21 protein-coding genes and 3 pseudogenes are annotated in these 22671 nt (G+C 56.7%); 16 read left to right on the forward strand and 8 right to left on the reverse strand.

Annotated features, from left to right (window positions below; genetic code table 11):
• Positions 1–80: 80 nt before the first annotated feature.
• Entirely contained in the window at positions 81–269 is a 189-nt protein-coding gene (locus ACV1FX_RS17100) for a hypothetical protein (protein WP_473118719.1), read from the forward strand.
• A 122-nt stretch (positions 270–391) separates the two neighbouring features.
• Here the strand turns inward: ACV1FX_RS17100 and ACV1FX_RS17105 are convergent, their stop codons facing one another.
• Entirely contained in the window at positions 392–1639 is a 1248-nt protein-coding gene (locus tag ACV1FX_RS17105) for a sedoheptulose 7-phosphate cyclase (RefSeq protein WP_473118720.1), read from the reverse strand.
• An 833-nt stretch (positions 1640–2472) separates the two neighbouring features.
• On the opposite strand from ACV1FX_RS17105, the pseudogene ACV1FX_RS17110 reads away from it, so the two are divergent.
• Both ACV1FX_RS17110 and ACV1FX_RS17115 read left to right on the forward strand, forming a co-directional pair.
• Positions 2473–2876: pseudogene (locus tag ACV1FX_RS17110) on the forward strand (hypothetical protein); the annotation flags it as partial.
• Between the two features lie 158 nt (positions 2877–3034).
• On the forward strand, positions 3035–3421 hold the full coding sequence (locus ACV1FX_RS17115; protein ID WP_473118721.1) for a cupin domain-containing protein: 387 nt from the start codon (positions 3035–3037) through the stop codon (positions 3419–3421).
• Between the two features lie 279 nt (positions 3422–3700).
• Here the strand turns inward: ACV1FX_RS17115 and ACV1FX_RS17120 are convergent, their stop codons facing one another.
• The 3 genes and pseudogenes from ACV1FX_RS17120 to ACV1FX_RS17130 form a co-directional block, all read right to left on the reverse strand.
• Positions 3701–3976 carry a hypothetical protein gene (locus ACV1FX_RS17120; RefSeq protein WP_473118722.1) on the reverse strand — a complete coding sequence of 92 codons (276 nt, stop codon included), beginning with the start codon at positions 3974–3976 and terminating at the stop codon, positions 3701–3703.
• Positions 3977–4845: 869 nt separating this feature from the next.
• Positions 4846–5288 (reverse strand): annotated as a pseudogene (locus tag ACV1FX_RS17125) (IS701 family transposase); the annotation flags it as partial.
• Positions 5289–5683: 395 nt separating this feature from the next.
• Positions 5684–7288, reverse strand: a complete 1605-nt coding sequence (locus ACV1FX_RS17130; protein WP_473118723.1) for a Fic family protein — start codon at positions 7286–7288, stop codon at positions 5684–5686.
• 452 nt (positions 7289–7740) lie between these two features.
• On the opposite strand from ACV1FX_RS17130, the gene ACV1FX_RS17135 reads away from it, so the two are divergent.
• The 3 genes from ACV1FX_RS17135 (at position 7741) to ACV1FX_RS17145 (ending at position 9237) form a co-directional block, all read left to right on the forward strand.
• Complete coding sequence (locus tag ACV1FX_RS17135) at positions 7741–7968, forward strand: hypothetical protein (protein ID WP_473118724.1); 228 nt, start codon at positions 7741–7743, stop codon at positions 7966–7968.
• A 673-nt stretch (positions 7969–8641) separates the two neighbouring features.
• Entirely contained in the window at positions 8642–8887 is a 246-nt protein-coding gene (locus ACV1FX_RS17140) for a hypothetical protein (RefSeq protein WP_473118843.1), read from the forward strand.
• On the forward strand, positions 8869–9237 hold the full coding sequence (locus ACV1FX_RS17145; protein WP_473118725.1) for an ATP-dependent endonuclease: 369 nt from the start codon (positions 8869–8871) through the stop codon (positions 9235–9237). Before ACV1FX_RS17140 ends, ACV1FX_RS17145 begins: the two co-directional genes overlap by 19 nt.
• 14 nt (positions 9238–9251) lie before the next feature.
• Here ACV1FX_RS17145 and ACV1FX_RS17150 read toward each other — a convergent pair whose 3' ends face one another.
• Together ACV1FX_RS17150 and ACV1FX_RS17155 are read right to left on the reverse strand one after the other, a co-directional pair.
• A complete protein-coding gene (locus tag ACV1FX_RS17150) occupies positions 9252–9836 on the reverse strand; it encodes a mobile mystery protein B (RefSeq protein WP_473118726.1) in 585 nt (194 codons plus the stop codon).
• Positions 9833–10285 carry a mobile mystery protein A gene (locus tag ACV1FX_RS17155; RefSeq protein ID WP_473118727.1) on the reverse strand — a complete coding sequence of 151 codons (453 nt, stop codon included), beginning with the start codon at positions 10283–10285 and terminating at the stop codon, positions 9833–9835. The genes ACV1FX_RS17150 and ACV1FX_RS17155 overlap by 4 nt, the downstream gene beginning before the upstream one ends.
• Before the next feature lie 655 nt (positions 10286–10940).
• Between ACV1FX_RS17155 and ACV1FX_RS17160 the strand changes: the two genes are divergently transcribed.
• The 4 genes and pseudogenes from ACV1FX_RS17160 to ACV1FX_RS17175 form a co-directional block, all read left to right on the forward strand.
• Positions 10941–11195 carry a hypothetical protein gene (locus ACV1FX_RS17160; protein ID WP_473118728.1) on the forward strand — a complete coding sequence of 85 codons (255 nt, stop codon included), beginning with the start codon at positions 10941–10943 and terminating at the stop codon, positions 11193–11195.
• A 27-nt stretch (positions 11196–11222) separates the two neighbouring features.
• Positions 11223–11423, forward strand: a complete 201-nt coding sequence (locus ACV1FX_RS17165) for a hypothetical protein (RefSeq protein WP_473118729.1) — start codon at positions 11223–11225, stop codon at positions 11421–11423.
• A complete protein-coding gene (locus ACV1FX_RS17170) occupies positions 11420–11569 on the forward strand; it encodes a hypothetical protein (RefSeq protein ID WP_473118730.1) in 150 nt (49 codons plus the stop codon). The genes ACV1FX_RS17165 and ACV1FX_RS17170 overlap by 4 nt, the downstream gene beginning before the upstream one ends.
• A gap of 460 nt (positions 11570–12029) precedes the next feature.
• A pseudogene (locus ACV1FX_RS17175) lies at positions 12030–12175 on the forward strand (IS630 family transposase); the annotation flags it as partial.
• Positions 12176–13627: 1452 nt separating this feature from the next.
• Here the strand turns inward: ACV1FX_RS17175 and ACV1FX_RS17180 are convergent.
• Positions 13628–13810, reverse strand: a complete 183-nt coding sequence (locus tag ACV1FX_RS17180; RefSeq protein ID WP_473118731.1) for a hypothetical protein — start codon at positions 13808–13810, stop codon at positions 13628–13630.
• A 25-nt stretch (positions 13811–13835) separates the two neighbouring features.
• Here ACV1FX_RS17180 and ACV1FX_RS17185 point away from each other — a divergent pair, with 25 nt between their 5' ends.
• Entirely contained in the window at positions 13836–14672 is an 837-nt protein-coding gene (locus tag ACV1FX_RS17185) for an SDR family NAD(P)-dependent oxidoreductase (protein WP_473118732.1), read from the forward strand.
• Positions 14673–15183: 511 nt separating this feature from the next.
• The gene (locus ACV1FX_RS17190) at positions 15184–15378 is read left to right on the forward strand and encodes a 4Fe-4S binding protein (protein WP_254103479.1); all 195 of its coding nucleotides are present in this window, start codon (positions 15184–15186) and stop codon (positions 15376–15378) included.
• A gap of 613 nt (positions 15379–15991) precedes the next feature.
• Here the strand turns inward: ACV1FX_RS17190 and ACV1FX_RS17195 are convergent.
• On the reverse strand, positions 15992–16429 hold the full coding sequence (locus ACV1FX_RS17195; RefSeq protein ID WP_473118733.1) for a response regulator: 438 nt from the start codon (positions 16427–16429) through the stop codon (positions 15992–15994).
• 374 nt (positions 16430–16803) lie between these two features.
• On the opposite strand from ACV1FX_RS17195, the gene nifH reads away from it, so the two are divergent.
• The 4 genes from nifH (at position 16804) to nifE (ending at position 22664) form a co-directional block, all read left to right on the forward strand.
• Entirely contained in the window at positions 16804–17694 is an 891-nt protein-coding gene (gene nifH, locus ACV1FX_RS17200) for a nitrogenase iron protein (protein ID WP_473118734.1), read from the forward strand.
• Positions 17695–17771: 77 nt separating this feature from the next.
• Positions 17772–19274, forward strand: a complete 1503-nt coding sequence (gene nifD / locus ACV1FX_RS17205) for a nitrogenase molybdenum-iron protein alpha chain (protein ID WP_473118735.1) — start codon at positions 17772–17774, stop codon at positions 19272–19274.
• Between the two features lie 47 nt (positions 19275–19321).
• Positions 19322–20881, forward strand: coding sequence for a nitrogenase molybdenum-iron protein subunit beta (gene nifK, locus ACV1FX_RS17210; protein WP_473118736.1), 1560 nt, complete (start codon positions 19322–19324; stop codon positions 20879–20881).
• A gap of 115 nt (positions 20882–20996) precedes the next feature.
• The gene (nifE, locus tag ACV1FX_RS17215) at positions 20997–22664 is read left to right on the forward strand and encodes a nitrogenase iron-molybdenum cofactor biosynthesis protein NifE (RefSeq protein WP_473118737.1); all 1668 of its coding nucleotides are present in this window, start codon (positions 20997–20999) and stop codon (positions 22662–22664) included.
• Positions 22665–22671 lie beyond the last annotated feature (7 nt).

A 22671-nucleotide genomic window follows, 5' to 3' on the forward strand; every position in this document is an offset into this window, starting at 1 on the left:
GATGATCATCGGCGAAGCGGACGGCCCTCAGACATCCTACTTTTCGGTGGGGGATCCACCGAACCAGTGGCGGACTAGCGGTGACGCAACTCGTCGAATCGAAGGGCACCGTCATGATGAAAGACGGTATACCTTCCGGCATCGCGACATCCGGTCGAGTGCTCGTCAAATTCGCCTCCGGCAGCCTGACTGCACTATCGGGAAAGGCGCTCAATTTCAGCAGCAAATCGACCGGCCCAAACAGGTTTGACCTGGAGTTCACGGAGTGAGTGCAGTGGCGCATCGATCCACGAGCATCATGGGAGAGAGACGATGATCGCTCTGATGAATCTGCCCTGCAAGCTCACATGCAAGATCCGTCCAAACTGCCACGTTGATCTCAGCCGTATCCTCAGAGACGGAGCGCGTTTCGAGCATTTTCGTGCTGATTCCTGATTGCGTCGTCCACTGGCACTCTCGCTGTAGTGTGAGACGCCTTTTGTAGATACTCAATCGTTTCTCCAATGAGAGACATCGAGAGACAATTGGTGTCCTTTACAAAAGTGTGCCGGCCAATCCCGGTGGGCACCACCAAGTTGAGCGCGCCATCTCTGTGTTTCTTTGTGGCGTCAAACGCGCCCTCGACCAGTGATCCGTCCAGTTTTGCATGATAGATCGGCAGCCCCGCGTTAGTGAGCAGGTGAACAATGCGCAGCGCCTCCCGCTCTGTTATCAACGACAATCGCGACGCCAGAATTGCGCTGAACGCAATGTCAATTGCGACGGCGAAACCGTGATGCAGTTGGTAACCTGTCGCTGCTTCCAATGGATGGCTTAAGGTGTGACCAAAGTCGACCGCACGCTCCAATGTTACCGTCTCGAAAGGGTTCTCGCTGAGCTGAGTAAGCATTCCCGAAATCGACCGCCTCAGAACCCTCTTTGCGACGGCCTCTGGCTCTTGAAATCGCGTTCGCGTCAGATCGGTGACCGTCGCCTCAACATCCTCGAACAACGCACCATCACAAACGCACGCGAGCTTCACGATCTCGGCGATGCCCTGGAGGATGCCATCTTCGCTGAGGGTTCTAAGGAATGTCGGAATGACAGCGACCGCTTTCGGCGGGTAAAAGCAACCGATGTAGCTCTTGAGGACGCCAAAGTTGACGCCGCCCTTGAGTCCGATGCCCGCGTCCACCTGCCCGATTAGGGTGGTCGGAATGCGCACATGGGATATACCCCGACGCAGAAGAGACGCGGCGAGACCAACGATGTCGGAGCACACGCCGCCGCCGATCGAAACAAGAACACCGCGGCGATCGATATCCGCTTCTTGGGCCTGACGACAGACAGCCATGACAGCATCAATAGATTTTGTTGTTTCTGTGCATGCCAGCACGAACACACGCGGCTCGACGTCTAGCACCGACCAACAAGCGCTGAGCTGTTGCGAATAAAGGCGATAAACGGTTGGCGTCATAACGACGAGGATACGATGGTCGTTCAAATGAGTCTTGATCCATCGCGTGAAAGAGGCTGAAGTGACGTCCTCAAACAGGTCGACTCCAAAGCGGCAAGAGCGGCTCGCTTCAAGCGATAGTTCAAGCTCCGGCGCAGCGACGTCGGAATGTTCAATCGGCGAAACGGCCAGCGAAGGTTTCATGTCGATCTCCTGGTAGTCCTCTAACTTGACGATTCTTTCGGTCAGTCGCCCGAGAAATGAGCATTGTCACCAAGGGTCCTCCGATGGTGGTGCGCTCCGACAGCTGCGAGCGAAGGTGCCTTGGATGCTCTTTGAGGTGGATGTGCCGCGTGATCCGGTAGGTGCCGTCGTTCAGACAATCGGCTGTGGATCTGACAAGTTCCCGCGTGCAACCGGTACGCTTGAGTGACTGCAAGGATTGAATTCGCGCGGATTCCTTGCATGGCTTCGAATACCGCCGCGAACAGGTTGACACGATGTGAGTGTTTTCCAACCTTGATGAAAGGCTTGGCACCAGCGCCAAGCGCAATTCCTGGCGCTTGTTTGTCGACACGCAGAAGGGAGAGGCAGAATGGAGAGAAGGTGTCAGCCATCACTGTCGGACCTATTGTGGGACAGCAGCCGGACGCAACCCGACGGCCCCACAGCTTGCATGGTACAACGACAGGAGATCGCAGATGTTGGAGATCATTGATGCCGATCTCCAAGTCTCTTAAAATAGTTTCCGTCCAATCAAGCCGCTCCTCAACGACACGCGGGCGCAACCGAACCATTTGGGTCGGCGGCTGGGCCTACGCTCTGCGACAGAACGACCAAGCGCTACGTCGTGCATAAATCCTGCTTCAGTTGATCAGATCTCGAGAGCTTCAGCACCTGCAAGATTTGGTAGGCGGAGCCCCAAAGTGGCAAGCAAACCCAATCGCGATTGCCGCGCGCCATGGAAAGTTGTCCCCTCGGCGACCTCCTTCTTCTCTCCTCTCTCTCACACATGAGGAATTGCCTCCTCCTTGGATAGCCGAGGGGGCACCGACCGCCGGCACGCCGGCGAGTTGCTCGCCGACGCGCTCAACAGCAGGGTCCCGCAGATCTTCGACACCATCAAGGAGGAGAGGAGCTTGCGGCGCGTGCTCAATGTCGTCGACACCGAGGCCACGAAAGCAAAGCTGCAAAAGATCAAGGACGCCTTCCAGCGCTGGATCTGGTCCGCTCCGGATCGCACCGATCGCCTGGCCAGGGTCTATAACGATCGCTTCAAAACATCGCGCCAGAAGCCTTCGACGGCTCCCACCTGAAGCTTCCGGGTGCCTCTGGCGCCTTTGTTCCTTATGGGCACCAGAAGCGCGGTATCTGGCGCATTGCCTCGGCCGGATCGACGCATCTCGCCCATGCGGTCGGAGCCGGCAAGACCATGAAGATGAAATAAACCCGAACTCGATAACCGTAACACGATTCCGAGGGTTGCGGTCACTTCAAAACCGAACCGCCGTCACGGCGACGATTGTGCCCTCGGCTTGACATCCCGTAGTATGACATATTCAACACTAAGATAAAGCGATGCGGTTTGAGAAGGTTGTCATGCCTGACCCTGATCTTTTCCCAAAGACATTTGATCGCTGCAATTTGTTCGAACTGCCTCTCGAGCGAGAGTGCGCCCACTGCGGGGAAGGGAATGTATTTTCCCGTCGCATTGCTGTTCCGGGCAATTTTGCAGGCTCGTGCAATTTTGTTGATTACGCAGAAGTCCCTCCCGGCTCGTCCATTGGACGGCATCGGCATAAGCCGAATGAGGAGGAGTTCTATCTCGTTCTTGATGGGCATGGTGAAATGTGGAGAGACGGCGATGTCTTTCCTGTCCGCGCTGGCGATCTGATCCGCAACAGCCCAGGCGGAGCGCACGGTCTGAGGAACGTTGGTTCAAAAACCATCCGTCTGTTTGTGTTCGAGCTGGCAGTAGCGCCATGATCTCGCAAGAAGATCGAACGGCGCTTGTGGCCAACGCGCAGGGAGCGGATTTATGCCTTTTGGCGCTCGCGCGGACATAAAGGCTGAAGTACGCCATGACAGGCTTTGCTTCTAGGTGAAATGGGCATCAACAATACTTTGACGAATCGCCAAGCGATAAGAACATCCGCGAAATTTGTTTTTGAGATACGCCCTCGGAGCGCGGCGAAAGGAGCCGCGCCGCATCAGTTCAGGCTTCGTCCGTCGCGCTGCGCAGGATACGACGGTAGCCATGCTCGCTCATTCACCGGGGCGCGCGCCAGGTGGCTGTTCATAGGCCTGCTTTGCGCGATCAGGCTCGCGTCCCGGATCGACGCGTAGGACGATCTTCGCGACCTCCCGCCAGTCAGCACCATGCTCGCGGGTCACTGCCGGATCATCGTTGACCGTCGCCGTGAGACCAGTGACAAGTTTTGCCTCTTCGTCCGAATAAGAGCCGAGGCGCAGATAACTCGACTTGGTCAGAGGAGAAGAAAAAGTTTCTGGAACGCTCAGTCGCATGTTGGCATTCGGCATCGTTGAATTCCATAATCGTTTGGCTGTAGGCGCCCTAGCGCTGCGTCATCAAGCGGATTTGAGAGGTCAATATCGAAAGCCCGAAGGCATTCGGGTTGGGACCGTTGTGCTTGGTTGGCATGCCCACTCTGGTTGCCGCTGACCCGCCGATTGACAAATCGCCCGATCCAGCCCTGGCGCGGCCCGGACCCATGACAAGACCAGAGAAGACGCCCAGCGCCAGCTGCGCTGGCTCCATTCATCAACAGGCCCACATTCACACAGACTGTAGAATTGTCGACCTACCAAAGCTGGGCGGCGGCGATCAGGGTGAGCATGCTCCGTCTCGTCTTCTTCGTCATCATCCGCTCCATCTGTGATGGGCCGGGGCGCCATTGATCATTTCCCAGTTACTATTGAGCATAGTACCCCCGAATAAAAACGCCCAGCAAAATGCCGAGCGCTTCTATTCGCGGTTCTTCAGCAGAGCGTGATGCTCAATCATTTCTCGCCAAATGCCCTACCGCAGACGGCGCTGACAGATCCCGAAATCAGGCTTCTTGATCACTTGGTGAAAGACAGGGGTGGCGATCGCTCTCGACGAAGCACGCTCTCGCACTATGTCGTCAAGATCGCGCGGCTTGGAGGGTACTTAGCGCGTGCCAGCGATCCGCCTCCAGAAAACGCCGTGATCTGGCGCGGGCTATCGCGGCTAACCGACATCGAGCTGGGCGCGCCACGATCGGACCCAAAATTGTGGGCAATTGAAAGCAAAGAGACCCCATCTAGCGGAGTGAGTGAACGATCGGCTATCGGCTGCTGAGTATGTGAGCCGATGTGAGCTTCTATGTCTGCGCCTAGTTCTGGAACTAAAACCCTCCATATGATCGATGAAAGCCGCGCCAGCCGCGTCCCTCGAAGTGGCAAGCCCGACTTCCTGCTTGAGATCCTGATAGTCACGTTCATGCGCCAGGGCAATTTAGCCTTCTCTACGAGAGTCCGGAATGCCACATCCTCCGGCAATGTCGAGAGCCAGTATTTGGTAGGCTGGTCCTCGCCTGTCGGCCATTCAATCAGCAACCATTCCTCCAGCCGCTGGGTGGTTTGCCAATAATCACGGTGCGCGGCACGGACCCGGACGCGGGCAAAGCGCGAGCTCAGCTTTTCGTTCGTACCTTGCCGCCACGTGATGGTGCGCCAAGCTTTGGCTCAGCAGGCCGATCACGAGCGCTTTAACGGCGGCCGGCCGATGCCGACGGTTGCGGCGCATCAGTTTCGGGAGAAGGTCGCAGCCCGACCATGGCTTTGGCGGCAACCTCTCCGTCGGCATCCAGGTCCCCTTCGCAAAGCCGAAAGATGGGACCCTATCAGAGCCAGAAAAGGACTCGTCAGCCCGGGCGACATCATCCCGGAATGGCGGGCGACATCGAGCGGAATCAGCAGCGACGGGATCAAACTGCTCGAACAGGACAATCGAAGCCGTTTTCAGCTCGAATTGGTTACTGGCTGAAGCCTCCTGCTCACATTGCTTGCGAGCGAACTTGCTATCGACGGCGGCGAGCTCGCAACTAGCCGTATTGCGACAAGCCATTGGGGGCAGCTGGTTCGACAGCATACGTGTCAGGCTGCGGACCGGGGTGGGTATGTTAGCAGCTCCCTCTATATATCGCCACTACAACAAGTTTCCTCGGTCCGCGCAGGTCATTGATTTTGTCGAGATGAAATCGCTTATCCGGCCGAAAACACGAGTTTGGCGTCGAACTCGGGCACCGCTTCTCGAAGCGCAGCCTCCATGCCTTGAACTGTTTCTCGTACGACATCCTCAATCTGAATTTGCGGATCCCCTAAGAACACGGCCGGCGTGCGGCTAGCTGGTCCAATCGGCGGTGACGGCGGTAGTCCGTGCCGCAAAAGCACCCAGTCCATTGCCAAGCGAGCGGTTCGTCCGTTGCCATCCTCAAAGGGATGCAGACTGGCCAGCCGCTGATGGACCTGAGCCGCGAACTCCACCACGGCCATGGGATCACTGGATGTCAAGTCGCGCTCGTTGCCTGCGGCCCAATCGGCGAAAGCGGCCATTTCTTTGGAAAGTGTTTGAGGTGGCGGATATCTTCTGGCAGTCCAAGTATTCCCGTCGGCAGCCTGCACAACCACCTCTCGCAGAACGCCGAGGCGCGTAGCCTCATCCGCATCTCCCAGCAATATACGATTTAGTTCAAAAATGCCTTCTTTCGTGAATGGGGAATTCTTCTTCGCCCACTCCTGCACTTTGGCTGCAGCATGCTGCCATGAAGAGGCGATTTCATGATTCTCCGCCAACGTTGCGGAAGCGGAACACCGAAGCTTGTCTATGCGGAAGCCCGCATCGGCGGATAACTCGCTTCCGACTTGACTCCACCTGCGTTTTATTTCCTCACATGTTCTAGACAAAGATAAGCGCTCCGGATGCGCTAAGGCCGGAGACCGGAATACCCGGGACATGAGTGCCAGCTGTGTCCCTGTAACGTAGACCGCCAAATTTCCAAGGTTCATGTCGGGAAGATTGCTCAATTCACTATTTGATGCCAAATCTAGCGTCGAAAGATTTTGAAGATTTCCCAGTGTGCTGGGTAGCAGTCGTAGCTTGCAGCCTGCCAAGCCAAGTTTCTCAAGCGCTTCGCAGTCGCCTATTTCATCCGGCAATCCACGCAGTGAGTTGAATGATAGTGAAAGCGTGGTTAGGTTCTTTAACATCCCAATACTACGAGGCAGCTCGACAATTGAGCAATTGTCCGCAATGAGCTCCGTCAAACGCGTGCACTGGGAAATTTCGTTGGGCAACTGGGTGAGCGCGGCGTTCTCCGAAATATCCAAGCGGCGCAGACGACGAATCCGATTGAGCCCAGGGGGCAGCTGCGACAAATTCAGGCCACTTAAATCTACGTCCGTCCCACCTTCGTCAAAACAGCGCAGGATGTGATCCATGGCCGCTTGCCTTTGCTCGCGTGATTGCGACGCACCTGCTTCGTCTGACGTCGATGGAGCACAACACAGTTTGCTGAGAAAGAATGATGATTTGTTTTTCGTGGATGCTCGATTGCACCACGCTTGAAGTTCCGAGCGCAATGCGCCGGACGATTCCGCTTGATCCGTCTGCCGGCCAGAACTGGCTCGCGACATACTTGAGTGTACGTCGTCCTGAGCGCCCCCTAGATGTTGCATCGCTTGATCATCACCTAGCTCCATGCCTGCAATCGTTTCTGCAAAGCGAAGGGCATCTTCTGAGTCTCTCGATTCATCCACCTCGCTAGCGCTTATGGACTGCTCGGATGAGGCAACGATTCGATCGTACATCAGAGTCCTTCCCTATCGGCAAATTGCACGTTGTCGAGCGAGTGCCGCTCAATCCTGATATACAGATTAGCTGACCTTAACCTGACGCACAGGCGCCAAGCATGTGTCCGGCTACCACGCGACGGCTTGGTTTTCGCAATGATTCAAGCGCGCGCTTCACCAACTCTGAGTCGTGATCAGCGAGGGGCACGACTGCTGCGGACGACACCATTGACTATTGCTCAGCCGGCAGATCAGTCAGAGGGAGGCTGGACGGCCAACGGAAATCCCGGCGACGCGATCTTGCGGTACACAAGGATGGCACAACGCTGACCGTCATGGGGACGGTGGTCTGCGGTCGGCCGATCAGGCAGGAGTCGATACAAAAGCAGCTGACCAGCCACTTTCAAAAGCTGCTCGCCTATGACCATTGCATGGTCTTTTTTCACCTGACCTACGCCTACATCTAAGATGTGGAGGAAGTGATCGAATATTTGAAGGAGATGGCGGAAAAGGCGGCTCCTCCTGCATTCAAGTATAAGGATCGCGAGGACATCAAGTCGGACTCGCGGCCGTCAGGCTTTGTCGCCGAATACGAGCGTCCTCATGCGCCAGTCAAGGTCGTATTCCTTGTTCTAGACATGCAGCAGGAAGCGCGGCGCGAGGCTGCGAAGCTGTCGGCTGCAACCAAGTCTGGTTGAGAAACTGGGTATTCCTCCGTTGAGGCTTTCAATTACCCATAAACTTTGACCACTTGGGCTGATCCGCGGATCGGCGAAATCTTGAATCGAAAGAATCACTTGTGATTCCTTGCTGAGCACCTGATTCGCGAGGGGGGCTCTATGGGGCTGACATTAAGGGATCGATCGGCAAAAGGCTGCTTGCGGTCCTTGGAAGGCGAATGTTGGATTGATCGAGAGAGTAGTGGATGCGAGTTTAGGGACGCGCGGCTCGGCCACAGCTTCCGCAAACTGCTCACGCAGATTGGAGGCGCCATTGGTTGCTGCCGCTGATTCATTCTTGCGGATGAATCGCGAGCAAGCTCTCCGGGCCCGCCAGAAGCTGGCCAGCAAATTGCCGGTCGCCGGCGAGATTCTGCGTGGCTCGCTGCTGGAGCGTACGGTCCGACACACCAAAGATTGCCCGAAATGCGCTCGCGGCGAAGGGCGCCAGGCTTGGTGCTGACGGTAAGCTACGCGGGGGAACGACCCGGCAAATCAGTGTTCGCCGCGAACGGGTTGGCGAGGTTCGCCGCTGGCTAGACAATTTTCAGAAGCTGAAGGAGGCGATCGAGACGATCTGCGAGCTCAATCACGATTTGCAGCGTCCGGAGAGAGCCGCGACAAAGCGCGGAGAGCGCGGGGAGAAAAAGCTGTGATTAAGATGCGGCGTGCGCAGCTGAGCTTCGGCGACGCGCGCATCTTCCGTGGTGATACGCGCTCTGAAGGCAAGATTTTCAGCCTGTTCGAGCCATCGACAGAAATCATTCGCAAAGGCAAAGCCGGCAAGCCCAACTGCGGCACACACGTTATCTTCGAGCGCACCACGCCGATTTGTTTTTCGCTGATGCGGCCATTCTGGTCGAAGGACCAGCGGAACGCATGCTGTTGCCCAGCTTGATCCGCAATAACTATGCGCGATTGAACCAAAGCTACGCAACGTTGTTGGAGATCGGCGGCAGTCACGCACATCGTCTAAAACCGCTCATCGACTGTCTTGGTCTATTGACGCTCATCATTACCGACCTGGATTCGGTCGATGCCATTGGAAGTTCCGCACAGCCGCAAAGGGGAGCCGACCAAAAGACGAAAAATGACACGTTGAGGACATGGGTACCGAAGCTCCCGAATGTCGACGCGCTAATGGATGCCGATGAGAAGGCCAAGATACCTACGAGTCATTCTGGCACAAATCCGGCTATGAGCTCTTTCGTCGCAATGCGTGAGTTTGCCGAGGCTTTGCCAGAATAGAGATCTGGCCGGGTTCACGACCGCGCGAAAGCGATGAGTGGCCCGAGATCATGGTTGTCGGCAGCCTGAAGAGCCGAGATGTAAGCTGCACGCGCGACGCCGGCGGCTTGCAAGTCGGCGCCGCCCCATGTGAAGCGTTGGCCGCCAAGCTGTGTGACCATCACGTCAGCGGCCAAACGCGACCAGCGACCGTTACCGTTTGGAAACGGATGCACGGATACCAACCGGTGATGGAAGCGAACGGCAAGTTCGTCCGGCGGATAAGTGTTTTTCTCGACCCAATATCGCGCGTCGTCGAGCACCTGATGTAGCGAAACCTCGATCAGAAGAGGCGCGACGCCGAGATTGCGCTCCGTTGTCCGGAATTTGCCGGCCCAACGCCAGACGCGTTCGAACATGCGCCGATGCAAGTTCTTGAGAAAACTCTCCCGCGTCACAACCTTCCGGCGGCCAAAAGCCCAGCGGTTTGCAGTCGCGATATTCTGCTGCTCGAGTTCATTCAGCTCGCTGCGCAGCGTGATGTGGGTTGGAATGAGATCCTCACGCTCTACCGGTGACAAGGGTGTCGCGTGATCGTCGGCGGCATGTAGATCAGTCATTCGTCATCCCAAAGACGCGCGGGGCGTTTCAGCAAGTCCTCAATTGCCTGCTCGCGGAGTGCCCGCGCGGCCGTCTTGTCTTTCACGGCCTGATCTTCCAGCCGCATGGTTTGCTCGACGGCTTTCGATTGCTGTTCCGCAATCTCTTCGGCTCGCTTCGTTACAACTTCTGCGAGGGGGCGCTCAGGAACAAGCACATAAACCAACCGGCAACCGAGGGCTTCGGCGGCGCGCTGGAGCGTGTTGAGGGTTACACTGCCGCTTTGCTCGGATTTTTCAAGTTCCACGATGCGCGGCTGGGATACGCCGAGTCGCCTCCCATATTGAGCTGTCGTCATGCCGAGCGCGTCGCGGACCGCGCGAATCCAGCCCTTTGGCGGGCGCTGAACGCTCGCGAGGGGGTGCAGGCTCAAAAAACGTTTGTCGAGTTGGCGGATAGCGTCTTTCATGCAATAAGGTATAGCATATTATTTATGAAAAATAGAATAAGAAATATCTTATTGAAATGATAACAGTCAATAACCTATACCTTATTGGATTTCAACGAGTTTTGGTTCGTCGAGGGAGCTTTTCCCCATCAATCCTGTGCAACTCCCAGTTGTTATTGTTCTTGAAATGTTCTGGTGTCCGATACTTTGGCTGAGTCCGTTGTGGCGCACGATTGTTGACTTGCACAGGTCTCGCTGACCCGCTCGACGCGTACCATTGGTTATGAACGACGGCGCAGGTCGGAATTCAGGGATGCCGCGCGTGGTTGTAGCTGAAAGGCCGCTACTCTGTTGAGTTCTACTTTGACCAAGGGCGGGCCGTACCCGTCCGGGGAGGTCCGGGGAGGGGTTGTGAATTGGGGATCTTTGCGCAGAACATTCCACAGTGCCGCCGCTGCTTTGCTTGTGATCGTCTCGCCGAGTCAGCCAAGACCCGCTCCAGTTCTCGTATCTCAAGAGCCGGAGGAAATGCGGGTCCCGCCGGTTGCCGTGGCAGGCAAGGACCTTGCCGCACCTGAACGAGAGCTCGCAGTCGCGACAGAGAACTTTTTAAAGCTCAGTGATCCGAAAGTTCTGACAGCCTCAAATCAGATTCTTGCCAGATACCCCGATTTTGGTGACGGCTACCTGGTCCGTCTTTGCTTTCGTTCCCGCCGAATTCCGCAACATCGTGATAGTGCCGCTTGGCAAATTGAAGAAGTCGCCGAAGAATGTGCGAAAGACGCCGCATACCGAAGGTGAGATCGCGGCGCTTGCTGCCAGCATTGCATCAGTCGGCATGCTGCAATTTCCGGTCATCGAGCCCGAGCTTGGCCCCAGGAACAATGAAGGCCGCCGGCTTGCGCAGTTTCCGCGGGCCAAGCGCAAGTAGATCAAGAAAGACGAGCCGATCCCCTGCGTGATCGATACCGAGCACAACGCGACCGAGATTAGCCTTGCCGAAAACACCATCCGCAGCAATATGCATCCGGCCGACGAGTTCGAAGCTTCTGCCGAACTGAACCAGAAGGAAGGCATGAGCCCCGAGGATATCGCGGGCCGTTACGGCGTCACCGCAGCCATAGTCAAGCAACGGTTGAAGTTGTCAAGCAACGGTTGAAGTTCGGTGCGGTCAGCCCCTCTCTGCTCACGCTCTATCGCAAAGGCGAAATGAACCTCGATCAACTGACCGCCTTCACGATTACCGACGATCATGCGCGGCAGGAACAGGTCTGGGCCGAACTCGGTTGGGACAAGAGCCGTTAGGCCATTCTGCGAGCACTTGACCGAAGGACAGGTCGCGGCGATTGAACGGCGCGTCAGCTTCGTTGGTCTTGAAGCGTATGAAGCGGCAGGCGGCACCGTCATCCGCGATCTGTTCGACGAGGGTGCTGCGGACACCCCAACCAAAGGAAGACAAGCTATCCCTATGCGTCACGACGTACTCAGTGGCGGCTTCAATCAGAGCCTCCGGAATCGTCATCTCAATTCCTCAATTCAAAACAAAACGTGCGTGGAAGTTCAGTTCGGGCCTGCTTGCATTGCAAACGACCCGGCATCACTAAGCCGGAATACGCATCGCCATAAGTATATCTGCATAGAGTTTCTCCTCAGCCTTTTCATTCAGCCCTTTCATGCCTCCAGACACTTTGGTCGGCGCGGGCAGAATATAAGACGCGATCTCCCGCCCTTCTTGATGTACTCAGACAAGAGCAGCTCCCGACATCCACTTCACGCCGACTTCCGCACCTTCATTGACCTGCACAACAGAAACCCGAAGCCTTCAAATGGACCAAGTCCGCAGACCAGATTTTGGCTTCCGTCAAACGCTTCTGCCACAAGGCCCAGCAGACTTTATGTGGCGAACTTTAGATTCACGTGACTAGTGCCGGACGGGGCGAGAGGGGAACGATCGCACTGCGCGGCCCCCGAACGTCCATCTAGCTGGCCGGGTTAGCGTATTGATCGCGACATTAGCCGGTGGATACGGAGCTAACACGACGCGGTCAGCCCTGACATCTTAGGACGCGAGCAGACGGCGCAGGAGAAAAGGATGGTTGAAGCGTCCGGCGCAGGTCGCCAGGGAGAAAGTGCGCCAGCTCCGGCACACATCGTCCGTGCATTCTGACAATGTATCCGCTCATTAATCAAGTTGCGTGGCAAATCTGAGGCGGTCCAGTCGGTCAATGCATCGCCTCCGCGATATTCTGACTCAGAGCTCGACGGAGCTTGAATCGCACGTTACGTCAAGTTGTAGATCGCACCATAGGTGATACCGACCTAGGAAGGTGGCGATTTATGACGTTCTCACAGTGCATGTGGGGAAAGGAGGGTGTTGCTCTCCTCTTCATTTTACTTTCCATCTTCTTTGCTAGCTTTGGGTTCGCCTATGCCGCGCTAGAATCACGGTTTCGGCGACGTGACCAGTACAGACTGGACGTGCTTGATGCGCCCCCCAGTGTCGGCTCTCCAGACGCCTGCGACCGCGAGAGCCGATAAGGGCAGGGATGATTTCCGAGTAGCGGAAGGTTCTCTTATCGTTCATTGGCTCATGCAGTGGAGAGCGGGATGCATACATCGAATACGCAGCTGCTCATGAGAATGACGACCCGCAGCTCCCGCACGCACGTATTTTGAGGGCTCTCCCGCGTCCGCGTGGGCAAACGCACGAGGCAGCGTCTACACCGAGATGATGTTGTACGAGGTAGCAGCCACGAGGAGGCAACTTCGAAAATCCAAACGAATAGCCGCTCCAACTTAGTCCACTGTTCGTGAAGCTTACAAAGCGATTGGCACATTCGACGTGCATCGGGCGAAGCCGTCGTGCTGTTAAACAGAAACGTTCCAAGACGGTACTAGCGATCCGGCGTCGAATGTCCTGTTAAGCGGCGCCAACGGATTAATGGTCGCAAAAGCGAGAGCGTCAATGGCACGGCGCCTTTCTTGTAGCTTGTCGTGCAAACGCAAATTTGCGGAGCTTACCAACTGACGCTACGTCCGATTCAAGTTCTATCGAAGCGCTCGCGCAAATTTTGCTTTGCTGCTGTGGAGCAGGCTATGCGCCTCAGTTTTGCCACGCTAGTCGCTTCAGTCAGAGCAGCATCATCACGGACGTACTGGTGGTGCTAGAGGCGGGACCCGGCGCATTTTACACACGGCAAAGTGCGCCGGGCGCCTCGGTGGATCGCGAGCCGCAATGCGTCGAAGTCTGAATCAATTGCGCCGAAGTGCGTTGTCGGAGGACGGCGGTGGGCTTTGGCGCGTCGTCTCAAGCTGCAACCCGGCTGAAAAGCCAAAGGGGGCTCCTGCACGAACATGGCCTTGTCAGCCCGCATCGCCACCTGAGCCGACCTCAACGCCGCATTTAATTCGCGAGGCAACGAGCGTCTGTACCGAACCGGCGAAGATGTCGGTAAGTTGACGTCTGGCCGAGGGCATCGCGTTCTGCATTGCCGGCCCTGGTCCGATAATTGCTAATTCCTTGTCGTAGATGCCGAGGTTGCGCATCTAATCAAGCCCTAAAGGAGCTCGCTTGCCCCTTCATGAATCAAACGGAGACAGCGTTGCTGGCCCGACCTCTGCGCCGGATCTCGCGCTTTGTCCGTTTCACGACGATAGGTCGCACGCACAGGCTGGCGGAAGGAAGACGCTTGTATTAACCGGCGCTTCGCGCGGCATTGGCCACGCGACGGGCAAGCTGTTTTCGGAGGCTGGCTGGCGAATCATCTCCTGTTCTCGGCGACCCTTCGATGGCCGATGTCCCTGGGAGTCGGGAGTCAATAACCATGTGCAGGTTGAGTTGAGCGATCATCGCGCGTTACCTGGCGCGATTACCGAAATCAAGAAGCGGCTCAATGGAGAGCCGCTTCACGCGCTGATCAACAATGCGGGCATCTCCCCCAAGGCAGCGGACGGAGGCCGACTGAATTCGCTAACAACATCCATCGGAACTTGGATGAGCGTTTTTCACGTCAATTTGGTCGCGCCGATTCTGCTTTCCCAAGGTTTGTTCGAAGAGTTGAAAGTGGCATCTGGCTCGATTGTCAACGTCACCTCAATCGTTGGCACTCGAGTGCATCCTTTCGCCGGTACAGCCTATGCGACCTCCAAGGCAGCGCTTGCCTGTCTCACGCGCGAGATGGCGCATGATTACGCTCCGTTCGGGATTCGGGTCAACGCGATCGCGCCAGGCGAGATCAAGACCGACATCCTCTCGCCGGAAACCGAAGCGAAGCTGGCGCCGATCATACCGCTACATCGTGTCGGTACGCCCGATGAGGTTGCGAAGGTTATTTTCTTCCTCTGTTCAAGCGCTGCGAGCTACGTCACAGGTGCGGAAGTGCCGATCAATGGCGGACAGCACGTGTGATATTTTCGGACAGAGCAGACGCAAAAGTACTCTTAGTCGCGCTGGTTTAAGACGAGACATCGACTTGTCCGTCGTGCAATGTCAATTCGACGGTCGCAAACGGGACAAAAATGCCCGCATAGACGACAAAATGGATGTCGCTAGTCCGACAGCGTAAGTAGAACTTTGCACATGACCTACCGTGATTCGAAATTTGAAGCCGGAGAAGTGTGAGGCGGTCCGACGAGGCGCCGTTGATAGCGACAGCGCTAGCTGCTGGTAGGCTTGGTGCAACTGAACACGGGATAAACCCACGTCGTCTCTCTTGGGGTCGCTGCAGATCGACTACATGCTCAAGACATTCGTACCTTAATAATTTGGCGGGCATTACGAATGCGAGGTGCCGTCTGGCTCGCGACAGCACACGTCTCACGGATAGTGTCGGGCTATCCAATCTCTCGTGTGTGGCACGATGCTTGAAGGGGAAATGCCGAAGTCGAGCGGTATCGTTTACTCGCAGGAGTCGCTATTCATGGCTTACAAGATCGTCGCCTCGCAATGCTCGGTTTGCGGTGCATGTGAGTTCGAGTGTCCGAACGGCGCGATCAGTCTAAAGCGCGACACCTATGTGATTGATCCCAAAAAGTGCACAGAGTGCGAGGGGCGCTGCGATACACCGCAATGCGCCGTCGTCTGTCCAGTCGAGGGCACATGCGTCCCCGCCTGACGACGTCGAAGAGGATGTTGCCCCGATAGAGTCGATCGAGAGATCGTCGGCGCATGACACACTGAATTGTCAAGCGGCGCGGCGAGCTTGTGGTAGACTGCCGGTCAGTAGCGTCGTCGCCAGCGATTAATAGATGATTGGCAGGTTCGCAGAGTGTACGCGGCATCGACCTCGACCAATCGCTATCACTTTGAGGCTCTGATATCCTGAAAGGTCGATCGGAAGATCGCACAAATCCACCGGAGAGGGAACGAACTTGCCCGAATGCCTCCATGACGGCTGGAGGCTTATTGGACCATGACGGGGACAGCCCAGGCGTCGAAGACCCCAAGAGCCCGAATTCCAGGAGATAATGCGCGCGAAGGTCGAAAGAGCTGGTCTCCTCCGTCGACGAGTTCGATCCGAGCATCCGGAAGGCGGCCCGAGGTGGTGATGTTGGAGGTCTGCGGCGCAAGAGCTCGCGGTCGAAGCGGGCTTCAATCCGGTGTCCTTGGCCAAACCGCCAAGGCGGAGCTGAAAAAGTAGATAAAGGTCTCATGCCGCTCGCGGAGGTCGTCTGCGAGCTGGCGCAGGTGGACTACAATTCGGCTATCCGAAGACGCATAACAAACGCCTAATCGAACGCGACACAAATGACATGGGATGGTTCGCCGGGAAGGCCCGGTACGCCCAAGGCTGCACTGACGGGACCGCAGACAGAACTGAACGAGATTGGATTGCTGATGACCCCGTGTGCGCCCTGTTCAAGCCCGGCCTGCACCACAGGATCGGAGTTCCTTTCCGCTACGAGGAGGATCTTGGTGTTCGTGAACACTCTATTGAGTTCGTCCAGAACAGTCTCGCCTCGGTCCCGCAGGATGGCAATGCCGATCAGTACCACGGCGGGAGTCTTCGTGGACGACGACATAGCCTCATCCACCGCGGCAAAAGCATGTGTCTGATAGCGCTCGCGCAAGATGTAGTCGAGCGCGGAACGCACCACCTGCTCAGGTTCGATCAGGAAAATGGTCGGACGGTCTTCACTGGCTGAAACGTCGGTTTCGAACTGCATGGTACCCTCGGCTCGTTCATTGATGCGCCTCAAGCAAGCTCCGGACCGGATTACGATCAGCGATGAGCGGTAGGATAACTGCCGTTTTGGCTAGTCGGTAAGACGAGCGTTGCCTTGTTTCGGACGAGCGAGAGCGACGAAACGTCGAGCCTTGCCGATGTCGGACTTGCAACAAAGCCCATCTGGACCGGTATCTATCTCCACTTACTTCGTTTTTCGTCCCGAACAGGCGCTGGCACGCTCGTTGCTAAAGTCATTACCCGAGGGCGAGACTGTCGAGCATCGTATTCGACTGCGCCGTGATGCGGCGAGCCGGACGATGGATCACGACAGAGCGCAGTAGGCAGATCGTCAATCGGTTGATGGAGAGCAACATGGCGTCACTGAGACAAATCGCGTTTTATGGCAAGGGTGGTATCGGCAAATCGACGACCTCGCAGAACACCCTCGCCGCACTCGCCGAGATGGGTCACAAGATCCTGATCGTCGGCTGCGACCCGAAGGCGGACTCGACCCGCCTGATCCTGCACGCCAAGGCACAGGACACAATCTTGAGTCTGGCGGCAAGCGCCGGCAGCGTCGAGGACCTCGAGCTCGAGGACGTCTTGAAGGTCGGCTACAAGGATATTCGCTGCGTCGAATCCGGTGGTCCGGAGCCGGGCGTCGGGTGCGCCGGCCGGGGCGTCATCACCTCGATCAACTTCCTGGAAGAAAACGGGGCCTACGAGGACATCGATTACGTGTCATACGACGTGCTCGGCGATGTCGTCTGCGGCGGCTTTGCAATGCCGATACGTGAGAACAAGGCGCAAGAGATCTATATCGTCATGTCCGGCGAGATGATGGCAATGTATGCCGCCAACAACATTTCCAAGGGCATTCTGAAGTATGCCAACTCGGGCGGTGTGCGGCTGGGCGGCTTGATCTGCAACGAGCGCCAGACCGACAAGGAACTGGAACTGGCGGACGCGCTCGCCAAGAAGCTCGGCACCCACCTGATCCACTTCGTGCCCCGTGACAACGTCGTCCAGCACGCCGAGCTGCGCCGCATGACGGTGCTGGAATATGCGCCGGACTCCAAGCAGGCGGACCACTATCGCAATCTTGCGACCAAAATCCACAACAATGGCGGCAAGGGCATCATCCCGACCCCGATCAGCATGGACGAGCTTGAGGACATGCTGATGGAGCACGGCATCATGAAGCCGATCGATGAAAGCCAGGTCGGTAAGACTGCTTCCGAGCTCGCTGCGCTGTCAGCGTAATCCAGTCCGCATATTCGGCGTCTTTCTAGAAAAGCGTCGACGCCTAAAGCGCACAGGACAATTAGAAGGATATCCGTATGAGCCTCGCATCTACCCAGAGCGTTGCAGAGATCAAGGCCCGCAATAAGGAGCTGATTGACGAAGTTTTGAAGGTCTACCCGGAGAAGACCGCCAAGCGTCGTGCAAAGCACCTTAACGTGCACGAGGCTGGTAAGTCCGACTGCGGCGTCAAATCGAATCTCAAATCGATCCCGGGCGTAATGACTATTCGAGGTTGCGCCTATGCCGGTTCGAAAGGGGTGGTGTGGGGACCGATCAAGGACATGATCCACATCAGCCACGGCCCGGTCGGTTGCGGGCAGTATTCCTGGGGATCGCGACGCAATTATTATGTCGGTACCACCGGCATCGATACCTTCGGAACCATGCAGTTCACCTCCGACTTCCAGGAAAAGGACATCGTCTTCGGCGGCGACAAGAAACTCGCCAAGGTCATCGATGAGATCCAGGACCTGTTTCCGCTCAACCGCGGAATCAGCATCCAGTCGGAATGCCCGATCGGCCTGATCGGCGATGACATAGAGGCGGTGTCGAGGGTCAAATCAAAGGAATATAACGGCAAGACAATCGTTCCGGTGCGCTGCGAAGGCTTCCGCGGGGTATCGCAGTCGCTTGGTCACCACATTGCCAACGACGCCATTCGCGACTGGGTGTTCGACAAGATCACCTCGGAGACGGAACGGCGATTCGAGCCAACGCCCTATGACGTTGCCATCATCGGCGACTACAACATCGGCGGCGACGCCTGGTCCTCTCGCATCCTTCTGGAGGAGATGGGCCTTCGGGTGATTGCGCAATGGTCGGGGGACGGCAGCCTTGCCGAGCTTGAGGCGACGCCAAAGGCGAAGCTGAACATCCTGCACTGCTATCGCTCCATGAACTACATCTCTCGCCACATGGAGGAGAAGTTTGGTATTCCGTGGTGCGAGTACAACTTCTTCGGCCCGTCCAAAATCGTAGAGTCACTGCGCAAGATCGCGAGCTTCTTCGATGACAAGATCAAGGAGGGGGCCGAGCGCGTCATCGTGAAATACCAGCCGCTGATGGACGCTGTCATCGCGAAGTACCGACCGCGCCTGGAAGGCAAGTCCGTGATGCTCTTTGTGGGTGGCCTGCGCCCTCGGCACGTGATTGGCGCTTATGAAGACCTCGGTATGGAGGTCATCGGGACCGGCTACGAGTTCGGTCACAACGACGACTATCAGCGCACCGCCCAGCATTACGTCAAGGATGGCACTTTGATTTATGACGACGTTACTGGCTACGAATTCGAGCGCTTCGTCGAGAAGATCCAGCCTGACCTCGTTGGTTCTGGCATCAAGGAGAAGTACGTATTCCAGAAGATGGGCGTGCCGTTTCGGCAAATGCACTCCTGGGACTATTCGGGTCCTTATCATGGCTACGATGGGTTCGCGATCTTCGCCCGAGACATGGACATGGCAATCAATTCCCCGATCTGGAAGAAGACCAGGGCGCCGTGGAAGGACACCCCGCGTCCGAGCCTGATGGCGGCGGAATAGGCGAGCCGGGCCAGACGATCGACCACGAATCTAAAAAGGACGTCACGATGACCCAGAATGCCGAAAACGTGCTCGATCATTTCGAGCTGTTCCGAGGTCCGGAATACCAGCAGATGCTGGCCAACAAAAGAGCGCTCTTCGAGAATGCACATGACCCCGCGGAGGTTGCGCGTATCCGCGAATGGGCAAAAACCCCCGAATATCGCGAGAAGAACTTCGCGCGCGAGGAACTGACCATCAATCCGGCCAAGGCCTGCCAGCCGTTAGGTGCGGTGTTTGCTTCGGTCGGATTCGAGGGCACCTTGCCCTTCGTGCACGGCTCACAGGGCTGCGTCGCCTACTACCGAAGCCACCTGTCACGACACTTCAAGGAGCCGACCTCCTGTGTTTCCTCGTCGATGACCGAAGACGCAGCCGTATTCGGCGGCCTCAACAACATGATCGACGGGCTCGCCAACAGCTATAACATGTACAAACCGAAGATGATTTCGGTCTCGACCACCTGCATGGCGGAAGTGATCGGCGACGATCTCAACGCATTCATCAAGACATCGAAGGAAAAGGGGTCGGTGCCGGCTAAGCTCGACGTTCCCTTTGCTCATACGCCTGCCTTCGTCGGTAGCCACGTCACCGGTTATGATAACGCCCTGAAAGGCATCATCGAGCATTTCTGGGACGGAAAATCCGGGTCTGAACCCAAGCTTGAGCGCGAGCCGAGCGACAAGATCAACTTCATCGGCGGCTTCGACGGCTATACCGTAGGCAACATCCGCGAGATAAAGCGCATTTTCGAATTGTTGGGGATCAGATACACGATCCTTGCGGATAACAGTGACGTGTTCGACACACCCACTGACGGTGAGTTTCGCATGTATGATGGCGGTACGACTCTGAAAGATGCCGCGGATGCGATCCACGCCAAGGCGACTATCTCCATGCAGCAATATTGCACGGAGAAAACGCTACCGTTCATCGAGAGTCACGGCCAGGAAGTCGTTGCGTTCAACCATCCGGTCGGCGTCAGTGCGACCGACGACTTCCTGATGACGCTGTCGCGCATTGCGGGCAAGGCAATCCCAAAGGTGCTCGAACAAGAGCGCGGCCGTCTGGTCGACGCCATGGCAGACTCCAGCGCACACATTCACGGCAAGAAGTTTGCAATCTATGGCGATCCCGACCTTTGCTATGGCTTGGCGACCTTCCTGCTCGAGCTAGGTGCCGAACCGACACACGTCCTGTCAACCAACGGCAACAAGGCCTGGGAAGAGAAAATGCAGGGGCTCTTCGCCAGTTCGCAGTTCGGCAAGGACTGCCATGCCTATCCGGGTAAGGACCTCTGGCACATGCGCTCGCTGCTGTTCACCGAGCCGGTCGATTTTCTGATCGGCAACACCTATGGCAAGTACCTGGAGCGCGATACGGGCACGCCGCTGATCCGCATCGGCTTCCCGATTTTCGATCGGCACCATCATCACCGCTATCCGGTTTGGGGTTATCAGGGAGGCATGAATGTTCTGGTGAAAATACTCGATAAGATTTTTGAGGAGATCGATAAGAACACCAACGTGGTCGGAAAAACGGACTACAGCTTCGACATCATCCGCTGATGTGGGCGTGTCTCCGCCTCATTGCGGCTTGTCGCCGCCGTGAGGTGGAGATGTTGGCGCCAGCCGGCCTATCGATCGTGCCCGAACCAGAAAACGTCGGCGGAAGGAGATAACCGTGACTTCGCTATCGGCGACCATCCAAGGCGTCTTCAACGAGACGAATTGCGTCGAGAACGCCAACAAATCGGCCGCTGCCCGCAAGAATGGCTGCACCAAGCAAGCACAGCCTGGTGGAGCCGCCGGAGGTTGCGCTTTTGATGGCGCCAAGATTGCGCTGCAGCCGTTTACCGATGTCGCTCATCTGGTTCATGGCCCGATCGCGTGCGAAGGAAACTCCTGGGACAATCGCGGTTCTGCTTCCTCTGGCTCCGATCTCTGGCGCAGAAGCTTCACGACCGACATGCAAGAGATCGATGTCGTGTTCGGCGGCGAGAAGCGGCTATACAAAGCCATAAGGGAAATCATCCGGAAGTATGATCCCTCGGCTATCTTCGTCTACCAAACCTGCGTGCCGGCCATGATCGGCGACGATATCGATGCGGTCTGCAAGATCGCCACAGCGAAATGCGGCAGGCCCGTCATTCCTGTCAACGCGCCGGGATTTGTCGGTTCGAAGAACCTTGGAAATAAGCTCGCCGGCGAAGCGCTGCTGCGATACGTGATCGGCACCCAAGAACCCGATTACACGACCCCCTACGACATCAATCTCATCGGCGAATACAACCTGTCCGGCGAATTCTGGCAGGTCAAGCCGCTGTTGGACGAACTCGGGATTCGCGTTCTGTCCTGCATCTCCGGCGATGGCAGATATCGCGACGTGGCCTGCTCACATCGGGCGCGCGCGGCAATGATGGTGTGCTCGAAGTCCCTGATCAATGTCGCGAGTAAGATGAAGGAGAGATACGGCATCCCATTCTTCGAAGGATCATTCTACGGTATCCAGGACTCCAGCGAGTCGTTGCGCGAGATTGCGCGCATGCTGATCGAGCGGGGCGCTCCGGCCGAGTTGATGGAACGCACCGAGCTCACAGTTGCACGCGAGGAAGCAAAGGCGAGGGCCGCAATCGAGTTCTTCAAGCCACGTTTTGCTGGCAAAAAGGTGCTGCTCGTCACCGGGGGCGTGAAATCGTGGTCGGTCGTCGCAGCTTTGCAAGAGGCCGGGCTCGAGATCGTCGGCACTTCAGTAAAAAAATCAACCATGAAGGACAAGGAGCGCATCCAGACATTGATGGGCCATGATGCTCACATGATCGAGGATCTGACGCCGCGTGAAATGTACAAGATGCTCAAAGAAGCAAAAGCCGACATCATGCTCTCGGGCGGAAAGTCGCAATTTGTCGCCCTGAAAACCGCAACGCCATGGCTCGATATCAATCAGGAGCGCTGTCACGCCTATATGGGCTATCTCGGCATCGTAAAGTTGATGGAAGAGATCGATAAGGCACTCTACAACCCAATATGGGATCAGCTCCGTAAGCCCGCGCCGTGGGATGATGCCGACGTGAGTTGGAAATCCAAGTCGCTTGCGCGGGTAGATGTAGCGACTGTCGATGTTGATCCGAATCTGGAGCGCGTCGAAAAGGCCCGCTGCGCGAAAAGATCCTTCCGTTGCCAAAATCTTGATCTCGGTGTCACCAGGGAGAGCGTTGTCGCTCACGGCTCGACTACGGTCGATGACATCGCTCAGCACACCAAGGCCCCCGACGTCTGCGGCGCCAGTGAGCGGTCCATCGCGGACATGACTGCGGCCCAGCCGACTTCCACGCGGCAGGCGGCAGAGTAGGACGGTA

The organism is Bradyrhizobium ingae (assembly GCF_055791185.1).

Coding starts and splice junctions, on each gene's coding strand:
- ACV1FX_RS17105 (WP_473118720.1), bottom strand. CDS start 1,639: ATGAAACCTTCGCTGGCCGTTTCGCCGATTGAACATTCCGACGTCGCT.
- ACV1FX_RS17115 (WP_473118721.1), top strand. CDS start 3,035: ATGCCTGACCCTGATCTTTTCCCAAAGACATTTGATCGCTGCAATTTG.
- ACV1FX_RS17120 (WP_473118722.1), bottom strand. CDS start 3,976: ATGCCGAATGCCAACATGCGACTGAGCGTTCCAGAAACTTTTTCTTCT.
- ACV1FX_RS17130 (WP_473118723.1), bottom strand. CDS start 7,288: ATGTACGATCGAATCGTTGCCTCATCCGAGCAGTCCATAAGCGCTAGC.
- ACV1FX_RS17145 (WP_473118725.1), top strand. CDS start 8,869: ATGCTGTTGCCCAGCTTGATCCGCAATAACTATGCGCGATTGAACCAA.
- ACV1FX_RS17150 (WP_473118726.1), bottom strand. CDS start 9,836: ATGACTGATCTACATGCCGCCGACGATCACGCGACACCCTTGTCACCG.
- ACV1FX_RS17155 (WP_473118727.1), bottom strand. CDS start 10,285: ATGAAAGACGCTATCCGCCAACTCGACAAACGTTTTTTGAGCCTGCAC.
- ACV1FX_RS17180 (WP_473118731.1), bottom strand. CDS start 13,810: ATGCGCAACCTCGGCATCTACGACAAGGAATTAGCAATTATCGGACCA.
- ACV1FX_RS17190 (WP_254103479.1), top strand. CDS start 15,184: ATGGCTTACAAGATCGTCGCCTCGCAATGCTCGGTTTGCGGTGCATGT.
- ACV1FX_RS17195 (WP_473118733.1), bottom strand. CDS start 16,429: ATGCAGTTCGAAACCGACGTTTCAGCCAGTGAAGACCGTCCGACCATT.
- nifH (WP_473118734.1), top strand. CDS start 16,804: ATGGCGTCACTGAGACAAATCGCGTTTTATGGCAAGGGTGGTATCGGC.
- nifD (WP_473118735.1), top strand. CDS start 17,772: ATGAGCCTCGCATCTACCCAGAGCGTTGCAGAGATCAAGGCCCGCAAT.
- nifK (WP_473118736.1), top strand. CDS start 19,322: ATGACCCAGAATGCCGAAAACGTGCTCGATCATTTCGAGCTGTTCCGA.